10 protein-coding genes are annotated in these 10,933 nt (G+C 64.5%); 2 read left to right on the top strand and 8 right to left on the bottom strand.

The genetic code is table 11. From position 1 onward, the window contains the following. Window positions 1-30: 30 nt before the first annotated feature. Together BCA01S_RS12115 and BCA01S_RS37955 are read right to left on the bottom strand one after the other, a co-directional pair. Complete coding sequence (locus tag BCA01S_RS12115; RefSeq protein ID WP_027777112.1) at window positions 31-777, bottom strand: glucose 1-dehydrogenase; 747 nt, start codon at window positions 775-777, stop codon at window positions 31-33. A 232-nt stretch (window positions 778-1,009) separates the two neighbouring features. Then, window positions 1,010-1,267 (bottom strand): hypothetical protein, encoded by a 258-nt coding sequence (locus BCA01S_RS37955; protein WP_146221185.1) that lies wholly within the window; start codon window positions 1,265-1,267, stop codon window positions 1,010-1,012. Between the two features lie 53 nt (window positions 1,268-1,320). On the opposite strand from BCA01S_RS37955, the gene BCA01S_RS12125 reads away from it, so the two are divergent. Then, complete coding sequence (locus tag BCA01S_RS12125; protein WP_027777113.1) at window positions 1,321-2,661, top strand: TAXI family TRAP transporter solute-binding subunit; 1,341 nt, start codon at window positions 1,321-1,323, stop codon at window positions 2,659-2,661. A 60-nt stretch (window positions 2,662-2,721) separates the two neighbouring features. Here BCA01S_RS12125 and BCA01S_RS12130 read toward each other — a convergent pair whose 3' ends face one another. Beyond that, window positions 2,722-3,606 (bottom strand): ProQ/FinO family protein, encoded by an 885-nt coding sequence (locus tag BCA01S_RS12130; protein ID WP_027777114.1) that lies wholly within the window; start codon window positions 3,604-3,606, stop codon window positions 2,722-2,724. Between the two features lie 155 nt (window positions 3,607-3,761). On the opposite strand from BCA01S_RS12130, the gene BCA01S_RS12135 reads away from it, so the two are divergent. Next, window positions 3,762-4,673, top strand: coding sequence for a LysR family transcriptional regulator (locus BCA01S_RS12135; RefSeq protein ID WP_027777115.1), 912 nt, complete (start codon window positions 3,762-3,764; stop codon window positions 4,671-4,673). A gap of 48 nt (window positions 4,674-4,721) precedes the next feature. Here the strand turns inward: BCA01S_RS12135 and BCA01S_RS12140 are convergent, their stop codons facing one another. From BCA01S_RS12140 to BCA01S_RS12160, 5 genes are all read right to left on the bottom strand, one after another. Then, window positions 4,722-6,107, bottom strand: coding sequence for an MFS transporter (locus BCA01S_RS12140; protein ID WP_027777116.1), 1,386 nt, complete (start codon window positions 6,105-6,107; stop codon window positions 4,722-4,724). 79 nt (window positions 6,108-6,186) lie between these two features. Continuing rightward, window positions 6,187-7,935, bottom strand: a complete 1,749-nt coding sequence (locus BCA01S_RS12145) for a GMC family oxidoreductase (protein ID WP_027777117.1) — start codon at window positions 7,933-7,935, stop codon at window positions 6,187-6,189. A 47-nt stretch (window positions 7,936-7,982) separates the two neighbouring features. After that, a complete protein-coding gene (locus tag BCA01S_RS12150; RefSeq protein WP_027777118.1) occupies window positions 7,983-8,789 on the bottom strand; it encodes an enoyl-CoA hydratase/isomerase family protein in 807 nt (268 codons plus the stop codon). 5 nt (window positions 8,790-8,794) lie between these two features. Continuing rightward, a complete protein-coding gene (locus BCA01S_RS12155) occupies window positions 8,795-10,375 on the bottom strand; it encodes an AMP-binding protein (protein ID WP_027777119.1) in 1,581 nt (526 codons plus the stop codon). Beyond that, window positions 10,368-10,913: a (2Fe-2S)-binding protein gene (locus BCA01S_RS12160; RefSeq protein ID WP_042318504.1), complete on the bottom strand. Its 546-nt coding sequence runs from the start codon at window positions 10,911-10,913 to the stop codon at window positions 10,368-10,370. Before BCA01S_RS12160 ends, BCA01S_RS12155 begins: the two co-directional genes overlap by 8 nt. Between the last annotated feature and the right edge of the window lie 20 nt (window positions 10,914-10,933).

A 10,933-nucleotide genomic window follows, 5' to 3' on the forward strand; every position in this document is an offset into this window, starting at 1 on the left:
GCGCGCCCGGTTAAGGCGCGCGCTGTGCTCTTAACGTGCTCCGCCGCTTGCGATCAGGCTTTCGCCGGTGAGCCAGCGTGCTTCGTCGGAGGCGAGGAACGTGACGACCTCGGCGATGTCGTCCGGTTGACCGATGCGGCCGAGCGGCGTCGTGCTCACCGCCCACGTTTCCAGGTCTGAGCCGATAAAGCCCGCGCTATGCGTGCCTTCGGTCGCAACCATGCCCGGATTCACCGAGTTCACGCGAATCTTGCGCGGCCCGAGTTCTTTCGCAAGCACGCCCGTGATGCCGTCCACCGCGCCCTTCGTCGCCGTATAGACCGCGCTGCCCGGCGGCGTGATGCGGCTCACAACCGAACTCACGTTGACGATGCTGCCGCCTTCGCCAAGATGCTTGACCGCTGCCTGCGTGACCAGCAGCAGACCCAGAACGTTCACATTGAAGTGCTTATGGAAATGCTCTTCGGTGATCTCTTCGATCGGCGAGAACCCGTACACGCCGGAGTTGTTGACAAGAATATCGAGGCGGCCATACGTCTCCACCGCCGCGTCGACGATGCCTTTTGCATCCGCGGCTTTCGACACGTCGCCAGCCACCGCTACCGCTTTGCCGCCAGCGGCGGTGATGGCGGCGACCACGTCGTCGGCGCCGGCCTTGCTCGACGCGTAGTTCACCACCACCGACGCGCCTTGCGCGGCCAGGCTCTTCGCGATCGCCGCGCCAATACCTTTCGATGCACCCGTTACAACTGCAACCTTGCCTGCGAGCTTGCTCATGATCGTATGTCCTTGAGTTGGGTTAGCGCCTGAGTGCTGCCGCGACGATTCGCGGCATTCACGCTGTTTCAGCAGAACTGCTGCGGCGCTGGCACTGGACACAATGTAAGCACGGCGACCATGTGGATAAAGCGGCTCGCGGCGAAAAGATACGTCGGGACAGCCGAACAATCGCCGAACAATCGGCAAGCGGACTGTAAGGAGATGGGATTGCCGGCCCGGTGGCGCGGCTTCAGCGTTTGCGCGCGAGCGCGATATGCACGGCGATGCTCAACAGCACCGCCAACGCACCCAGAGTATCCAATGCCGCAGACAACACGATCGTCTCCTTGCTAGCGTAGTCAATGCTTGAGGAACGATTGGCAACCTGACCGATTAAATGACTTTCGCGGAACTCCGGCAACTGTTCAGGCTCGACTCGGCGGCCCGGCCGCCTGCGCTTCGCATCGGGTCGCGCCTCGTCGTCAATAGAGCAAACTGCCGACGACAACTCTACCTGCGGCGGTGGACAATGCCCTATCCCGGCAATCGCACGGAACGCCTATGAAAGCGCAGCGTCCGCATCGTCCTCCGCAGTTTCCTCGCGATTCTCCGCGCGCCGAGTGGCGCGATCACACGCTGCCTTATATCGTCGTGGCGGCGGTGATCCTGCTCATGGTCTCGCTGATCGTGTGGATCGTGGACCCCGCTCCGCCGAAGACGATCACGCTGAGCGCCGGCCCGCACGACAGTTCGTTTGTCATCGCCGCCGATCAATATAAAAAGATCCTCGCGCAAAACGGCGTGACGCTGAAGGTGCTCGAGTCCGACGGCTCCGTGCAGAACCTGAAGCGCCTGCTCGACCCTAAGCAGCACGTCGACCTCGCGCTCGTCCAGGGCGGCGTGGCGGACGGGCTCGACACGTCGTCGCTGATGTCGCTTGGCAGCGTCTTCTATGTCCCCGTGGTGGTGTTTTACCGCGGCACGGGCGTGACGCAGCTGTCCCAACTCGAAGGCAAGCGAATCGCGGTGGGCCGCGAAGGCAGCGGCACGCGGTTGCTTGCGCTCAAGCTGCTCGATGCAAACGGCATCGGACCGGGCGGCGACACAACGCTCATGCCGAGCGACGGTCTGCAAGCGGCCACGCAACTCGTCAAGGGCGAGGTGGACGCGGCGATCCTGAGCGGCGATTCCGCCACGCGCGGGCTGATGCTGCGCCTGCTTCGCGTGCCGGGCATTTCGGTGCTGAATTTCGACGAAGCCAGCGCCTACACGCGGCTCTTTCCGTATCTGGATCAGATCGATCTGCCGCCAGGCGTGCTCGATCTGCGGCACAAAATCCCGGCTGAGACCGTGCATCTGATCAGCCCGACGGTCGAACTGGTGGCGCGAACCGATCTGCATCCGGCAATCTCCGATCTGCTGATCGAAGCGGCGCAGGAAGTGCACGGCATGCCGGGCCTGTTACAGCGCGCGGGCCAATTCCCCAGCCCGACCGCGCACGAGTATCAGATCAGCGAAGACGCGCAACGGTACTACCGCACGGGCAAGAGCTTTCTGTACCGGACGCTGCCGTTCTGGCTCGCGAGCATCGGCGACCGCACGCTCGTGTTGCTGTTGCCGGTGGCCGTATTGCTCTTTCCCGCGATGCGGCTGATCCCGGCGCTGTATGCGTGGCGAGTGCGTTCGCGCATCTACCGCTATTACGGTTCGCTGATTGCGATCGAGCGCGGCGCGCTCGCGCAGACGACCGACGACGAGCGCAAGCGGCTCTTCGCGGAACTTGATCAGATCGAGGAATCGCTGAATCGGCTGCGCATGCCGTTAGCGTATGCGGACGCATTCTATGTATTGCGCGAACACGTCGGATTTGTGCGCGCGAGACTTGCGGCTGCGGCGCACTGAATGAGCGGCCACCGTGATAAGCGGCCACCGTGGGTTCCAGGTGGCCGGCTTCTGCATCATTCAGGCTTCAGGGTCGGCCGGAGTGGTCTGCGACACGTTGGCGGATTGCGCAGCAACTTTGTCGTCAGGCGACGCATCCGGAGAACCGGCTTGCGGATTCTTCTGGTCGCCTGACTGTGAAGCTTCGAGGGAAGCGTCCTTCGGAGCCTCCTGAGCGGCTTCTTGAACCGGCGCCGCAGCATCCACGGAACCTGCGGCGGGCGTTTCTTTCTGTGAATCGGCCGACGCAGCCGCCGCCTTCGCGCTCTTCGCAGCGCGATGGGCCTGCAAACGTTGCGCGCCCGCTGCTTCCTGCGCCGTGACCTTGCCGGCCTCCGCGCCCGTTAGATCCACGCGGGCCGCGCCTTCGACGAGCGACTTCCAGTAGCGGCTGCCGCGGCACCAGGTCTTGATCGCGTCGCGCAGTTCGGCTTCGCTCAGCGACAGGTCCTTCGCGTGCACCACGAGGTCTTCGAAGATGCCGACCTTCAGCGGCAGCTTCGGCGCCGGGTTCTTCGGGAACGCATTGGGGAAACGCTTTTGCAGACGCCCGATGGACTTCACCACTGGATCGACCGGTTTGGCGTCTGCCGCGGGCGCCGCTGCGGGCCTTGCCGCGCCGGCAGCAGCACCAGGACCACCGCCACGGCGCTGATGCGACGGCTTGCCGGCAGGCCGCCGGTCCGCCTTCACGCCCGGCGCTGTGCCGGAGTTCGCGGAGTGCGCCGCATTCGAAGGCTTTGCGGGCTTCGCACCAGGCTTGCCGTCATTCCTGGCATCGCGCCGTGCGTCCGACCTGCCCTCGGCCTTGGCGCCGGACCGGGCCTCGGCCTTCGCGGCAGGCGCAGACTGGGCGCGTGCCGCGGCCAGTTGCTTCTTCAGTTCAGCAAGTTGTTCGAAACCCATAGCGCACAACCAATCGAGAAAGACGAGATTGTAGCAGCGCTCGGTAAGACCTTCGTGACGGCGTTGCAACGCCGTCCGCGCCGCCGCCGCGAGCTTTGCGCCGGCTTGCGATTACACTCGGCATTTCAGGCATTTCCAGCTGGCACTCGCGCTTCATGGACCTCAGGCAAATCCAGTACTTCATCGCACTTTTCGAGGACGGCTCGGTCACGCGGGCAGCCAAGCGGCTCAATATCGTGCAGCCGGCGCTCAGCATGCAGATTTCGAAGCTGGAAGCCGAGCTGCATCAGAAGCTGTTTGAACGCGGGCCGCATGGCATGACGCCGACCGACGCCGCGCGCCAGATGTATCGCCTCTACACGCCGATCATGCGCGACATCGAGCGCGCGCGTGAGCAGTTGAGCCGGCGCGATGCGATCGTCACTGGCCGCGTCGCGCTCGGCATGGTGTCGTCGGAGGCGGAAAGCGTGCTGCCGGAATCCCTCGCAAGATTCAACGCGATGTTCCCGCAAGTCGAGGTATCGGTCGCGGACGGCTTCAGCGCGCAACTGATCGACGCGGTCGAAGCGGGTCGGCTCGACGCAGCCGTCATCAACAAGCCGCGTGGACGCCTGACACTCGACGTCGTGCCGCTGCTCGACGAAGAGATGGTGCTCGTGACGAGCGCCGCGCTCGGCCCGCAGCTGCCGCCGACACTCGAGCTTGCCGCGCTCGCCGACGTGGAACTGGTGCTGCCCACACGGCGCAACGGCCTGCGCGGCGTGCTCGACGCCGCGCTCCTCGCGGCCAATGTGGTGATCAAGCCGAAGTTCGAGATCGACCTGCTGAACACGATCGTGCAGTTCGTCGAACAAAGCAGCGTGGCGACGATCCTGCCGCGCGTCGTCGTGCAGCGCAAGGTCGATCAAGGCGTGCTGTGCGTGCGTGCAATCGCGTCGCCGCCCATCGTGCGGCACATTATCCTCGTGAGTCATCCGAAGCGCCCGCTCGGCCCGGCCGCGCTGGCGCTCATCGACATCATCACCGAAGAGATCCGCCGGGTGACGACCGGCACGGCGCTCGCCTGAGCGCCGTGGTCTTCGCAGCAAACGAAACGCTGACGCGCTGCCGGTGCTTCATACCGGTTCGCGAACCGCACCCTGATCGAGCTTGCCGAGCGTTTCCGGCACGATGAACGCGCCGGTCAGGAAGATCACGCTGATCGCGCCGACAAAGACCGCAAGCGTCAATGGCAACTGGCTCGCATCTTTTGCGACGAGCGAGACCGCCGTCGGCATCATCCCGCCGATAGCGAAGCCGATATTCCACGACAATCCCGTGCCGGTCGCGCGAATCGCGGTGGGAAAGCGCTCGTTCAGGAAGATCAGAAGCGGCGCGTAGCCGGCGCTGCCGAGCGCGCTGAGAATCACCGCATAGACGCCGACCATCGTGATGCTGGATGCGCCCGCCAACAGCAGGAACAGCGCGGGCAACGCGAAGAGACGAATCAGCCCGAGCCACACGAACGCCGTCTTGCGGCCGATGAAGGTGCTTAGATGTCCAGCGGCGACCGATGCAATCACCACCGCCACGCTGCACAACATCAGGATCGCCGCGGCCGCGCCGTTCGGCGCGTGGCTCACCACTTTCAGGAAAGTCGGCAGATAACCCGACGTAAGGTAGTAACCGCTGCCGCCGCCTACCGTCAGCAGCAAATTGACGAAGAGGATCGAGCGGTAGTCGCGCGAAAACAGCGTGCGCACCGGCGAGCGCACCACTTCGACCGGCGCCTTCACCGCCGACGTGGAGGCAGCCGCGGCCTTGGCGGCTTTTTCGGCCGCGAGTTTTTTCCACAGCGGCGATTCTTCGAGGCTGCTGAATACGAACAACCCGAGCACCGAACTGACGATGCCGGTAAAGAACATGCAACGCCAGCCCCAGACTTCGAAGAGCTGGCCGGGGAACAGCGTGGACATCGCGAGATACGTGAGCGACGCGAGCAACGCGCCGAGCCCTGCCCCGCCGCCGCCGATCAGACCCGACACCGCGCCGCGATATTTCGGCGCGACGGATTCGGTGCCGATCGTATGAGTCGACGCCACCACGCCGCCCACGAACACGCCCTGCACGAGACGCAGCACGAGAAAGATGATCGGCGCGGCAAGGCCGACCTGCGCGACCGTCGGCAGTGCGCCGAATGCGGCAGTGGAAAGGCCTACGCCGACCACGGCGATGATCATCGCGCCCTTGCGTCCATGGCGGTCCGCATATGAGCCGAACCAGGCGGAACCGAGCGGGCGCATCAGCAGCGTCACTGCAAACGACGCGTATACCGCCGCTAGCGACAGCATCGCGTGATCGGACGGAAAGAACAGCCGCCCGACCACTGGCGCGACGAACAGCAACACGAACAGGTCGAACAGATCCAGTGCCCAACCCAGGCACGAGGCGAATACTGCACCCATCACTTGCCGCTGATCGATCGCGGGCAAGGCGGCGCTATTTTGCGCTGCTACGGACATCGTCATCTCCTTGACTGTCTGCGGGCGTCTCTCGATCGTCCGCGATTTGGCGCACGTTCTTTCGCGTGCTTTGCTGGTGTTAAGAAACCTTGAGGAATGCTTGGCGATAATCGGCGCGGCACGCAATGTCCGCATGCCCGGGAAGGCGCCGCGCGAGTATTGCGTCGGCGATCTTCTCGGCCATCATGATGGTCGGGATGTTCGTATTCGCGGACGGCAGCCGCGGCATCAACGACGCGTCCACGACGCGCAAACCCTGTGTGCCGCGCACGCTGCCCGCCGTATCGGTGACGGCCGCCGGATCGTTGGCGTCGCCCATGCGGCAGGTGCCGCTCGCATGCCAGACGCCGAACACGTTCGCGCGAATGAAATCCTCGAGCGCGGCCTGATCGGCGAGCAGGTCGCCGAGCCGCTGACCACGCGTGAAGAAGCGTTCGATCAACATGCGCCGCAGCGGCGCGGGGCCGTCGAGCAAACGGCCGAGCAGCGACGTCAGCAGCGCATTGCTCGTGCTGACGCGGCTCAGCGCTTTTACCCGCGCGGAAAACGCAGCGGAAAAGAAATCGCGGGAGTTCTCGCCGAGCCCCGAGGCCGCGACGATTTGCGCGAGCATCCGCACGCCACAGGCAAGCCGCGCGATATCGCGCGGGTCGTCGAGCAGATTCAGATCGACGCGCGGCGGCGCGGCGGGATCGGCGCTAACGAGCTGCACGCGGCCACGCGAATAAGGACGGTTGCACCAGAGAAAAAAGAGCCCCAGGCGGTTGCCGAGTTCGTGCCAGGCGGCGCGGGTCGCACTCGACAGATACAGGTCCGACGCTTCGCCGCCCGCGATGCCCGAACTCAGGCGCGCGGCCATCATGCTCGCGCGTCGCCGCGACAATGGCATGCGCAATTGCGGCGCGAGAAAATGGCAGAACGTGAGCGACGGATGATCCTGCAGATTACGTCCCACGCCCGGCAGATCGATGACACAGTCGATGCCGAGCGCGTCCAGCTCCTCCCTGGGGCCGATGCCCGCGCGCATCAGCATCGCGGGCGACTGCAGCGCACCCGCGCACAACACGACTTCGTTCGCGTTGAATCGAACGCGCTCGCCGTTGCGTGCGAGCGCGACCACGCCGCGCGCCACGCGCCCTTCCATCACGATGCGCTCCACTCGCAGATCGGCATGGATATGCAGATTGGTGCGCTTGCGCGTGGACTCGTCGAGATACGCGATTGCCGTGGACACCCGGTGGTCGTCGAGATTCGAGAATGCGGCGGGAAAAAAGCCGTCGCCGAATTCGGCATTCTGGTCGTGCAGTGGCGCGATCCCGTTCTTGCGCAAGCCGGTGGCGAACGCGTTGCAAAAAGGCGGCCAATCGGCGGGCATGATGCGCCTGATCGGCACGGGTCCTTCTTTGCCGTGCAATTCGCCGTCGGGAAAATCGACGTCGCGTTCGAGCTTGCGAAAATACGGCAGCACGTCTTTCCAGCCCCAGCCGCTCGCGCCGTTCGCCGCCCACGCGTCGTAGTCGCGCGGCAAACCGCGATTGGCCGACTGCACATTGATGCTGGAGCCGCCGCCCATCACGCGACCCTGTTCATAGACTCGCGGCGCCGAAGCGCGCGTGGCGCGCGCCGTCAGTTCAGGCCAGATATACGTGTTGCCGCAAAACACCGGCAGTGGATAACTGTCGAGAATCTCCGGGGGGACGCGGCCCGGCGGCGTGTCCGCGCCGGCTTCGATCAGCGCGACGCGCAGCGACGGCACCGCGGAGAGGCGCTGCGCGAGCACGCACCCCGCCGATCCGCCACCGACGATCACGTAATCGAAGTATTCCATCTGCGTGTCTCCTGAATCGTTTTATGTGCTACGGCACCGCGGACTGTTCAACTGCCGCGAAACACCGGCTTGCGCTTGCCATGGAACGCCTCGACGCCTTCGCGGAAATCGTCGGACGTGCGCAAGCGGCTATAACAATGTCCTTCGAGTTCGATTGCGATCGACAGCGGCGCGTCCTCGGTATCGTTGAGCAGCTTCTTCGCGGTTCGCTGCGCGAGCGGCGAGAACGCACGAAGTTCGTCGACGAGCGCATCGGTGGCCGCTTCGAGTTGCGCGTCGGCTACGCACTCGACCGCGATGCCCCACTCATATGCCTGTTTGCCCGGAATGCGCCGCGAACGCATCACAATGTCCTTGGTGCGGCCTATGCCGACCATTTGCTGCAAGCGCGCCGATCCGCCCGAGCCGGGAATCTGTCCGAGCTTCTGTTCAGGCAGCGCATAGAAGGTGGTGTCGGTCGCAATCCGGAAGTCGCAGGCGAGCGACAATTCGAAGCCCACGCCGAAGCAGAAGCCGCGATTGGCGGCAATCACCGGCTTCGAGCAGCGCGCCGGCGCCGCGATATTCCAAGCGAGCTTCGACACGTGTTCCGGCGACGCTTCCAGAAAGCCCTTGATATCGCCGCCGCTCGAAAAATGCTCGCCCTTCGCGCGCACCACGATCACGCGCACGCGCTCGTCTTCGTCGAGTGCCTCGAAGGCTGCGCGCAACTGATCCCGCGCATGCATCGAAATCACGTTGAACGGCGGCCGGTGCAGAACGATGTCGGCGCGCTCGCGTTCGGCGTCGAACTCGATCGAAAAGCCGTCGAGGTCTTGCAGCAGGCTCTGGCCGCGGTGGGTCAGCTCGGTCATGAGAATCACTCCTTGTTGATTTCGGTTTGCTTCTGAATGGTTTCGTTGCCGCGCTCGTCTCTCAGGTATTCGCCGGCGGACAGCTTGCGGCGCAAAATCTTGCCGACCGGCGACTTCGGTATATCGTCCACGAACACGTATTCACGCGGTCGCTTGAAGTTGACGAGACCCGACGTGCGGCAGTACGCATCGAGCGTTTCGGCGTCGACGTATTCACGCCGTTTGATGAAGGCCACCACGCGCTGGCCCCAGCGTTCGTCCTTCACGCCGGCCACCGCGACGTCGTCCACGGCCGGATGCAGCGAGAGCACCGACTCGATATCGACCGGCGAAATGTTCTCGCCGCCGCTGATGATCATGTCGTCGACGCGGCCGGACACGTACAGATCGCCATCGCTGTCGATATAGCCGGTGTCGCCCGTGAAGTACCAGCCGTCGCGCAACGACTTCGCGTTCGCGTCCGGCCGGTTCCAGTAGCCTTCGAACGCTTCGTCGCCCAGCAGGTCGACGATGATCTGGCCTTCTTCGCCGACGTCCGCGAAATCGTCGGGCGTGCCGGCGTCGAGCTTCACGACCCGCAAACGTGTGTTGATGCCCGCGCGCCCCGCGCTGCCCGGTTTTTTCGTCGCGTCCTGGTCGATACTGAATGTGTAGACCTCGGACGAGCCGTAGTGATTGACGAACAGCTCCGGTTCGAATGCCGCCGAGAGGCGTTTGAGCAAGCCATCGTTCATCGGCGCACCGGCGAAGCCGAGCTTGGTCACCGTGGACGTATCCGTCGACGCGAACGCAGGATCGCCTAGCAGATCGTGATAAAGCGTCGGCACGAGATAGAGGCACGTGACCTTGTGACGCGCGATAGCCTCAAGCGCGAAACGCGCATTCCAGCGGCGCGCGCAAACGAACGTGCCGTCCACCAGTGCCATGGCGAGAAGCGAGCGCACGCCCATCGTGTGATAAAGCGGCATCACGCCGAGCGTGCATTCGCCATGACGGTAGAGGTTTTGCGCCACATGCGCGAGCGCTGCCGCGCGTTCCTGCCGGTGACGCCGCGGCACGCCCTTCGCCTTGCCCGTCGTACCCGACGTATAGAGAATCAGCGAATAGTCGTCCGCGCCGGCATGTGCATCCGCGTCGGAGTTCGCGCGGCCGGCAAGCTCTGTGAGCAGGCTGTCGAAGCCCGCGCTGCGCCCGGGCGCAACGTCGAGTCCGATACGCGGCAGCTGTTGCGCTGCAGGACTTTGCATCACCGCTTCGGCCGACACCGGCTCGTAGACGATTGCCTTCGCGCCCGCGTCGCTCACGCAGTAATCCAGCTCTTCGGGTTTTGCCCGCCAGTTCAACGGCACGAGCACAATGCCTGCAAACTGACACGCCCAGTGCAGGGTCGCCATTTCCCAGCGGTTTTGCAGCACTGCAAGCAAGCGGTCGCCGTGCGCGAGGCCGAGCCCGCGCAGACCGTCGGCCACATCGACGATGATGTCGTGCCACTGCGCATACGTGAGCGCAAGCTCGCCGTCCACGAGTGCCAACGCGTTCGGACTGCGCTCGACGCTTTGCAAAAATGTACGCCCGAGGTCAAGCATGGCTCGCCTCCAGCGCGTCGCCCGTCACGTTGCGATGCCGGCGGCGCGCGGCCACATCGAGCACGGCCGCGACGATCGGCGTATAGCCGGTACAGCGGCACAAGTGGCCGGACAGCATGTCACGCACCTGCGCTTCGCTCGGATCGGGCACGCGTTGCAGATAGTCGGCGCACGACATCAGGATGCCCGCCGTGCAGAACCCGCATTGCAATGCGTGATGGCGTTGAAACGCTTCCTGCAGATCCCCGAGCACCATGTCTGGCGCAAGACCTTCGACAGTGTCGATGCGCTGCCCTTGCGCCTGCACGGCCAGCATCAGACAGGACCGCGCGGCAACGCCGCCTACCTGAACAGTGCACGCACCGCAGACGCCGTGCTCGCAGCCTACGTGCGTGCCGGTCGCCCCCAGTTCGTGACGGATGAAGTCGGACAGCAGGTCGCGCGGCTCGCAATACGCGCTGCGTTCCCGGCCGTTGAACGTCAGCGTCACGCACTGCCGTTCGTCTCGCCGCACGATTTGCGGCAGGCCGTCTGCCATTTTTCCGTTGGATGTGTTGC

The organism is Paraburkholderia caledonica NBRC 102488 (genome assembly GCF_000685095.1).
Classification (GTDB): domain Bacteria; phylum Pseudomonadota; class Gammaproteobacteria; order Burkholderiales; family Burkholderiaceae; genus Paraburkholderia; species Paraburkholderia caledonica.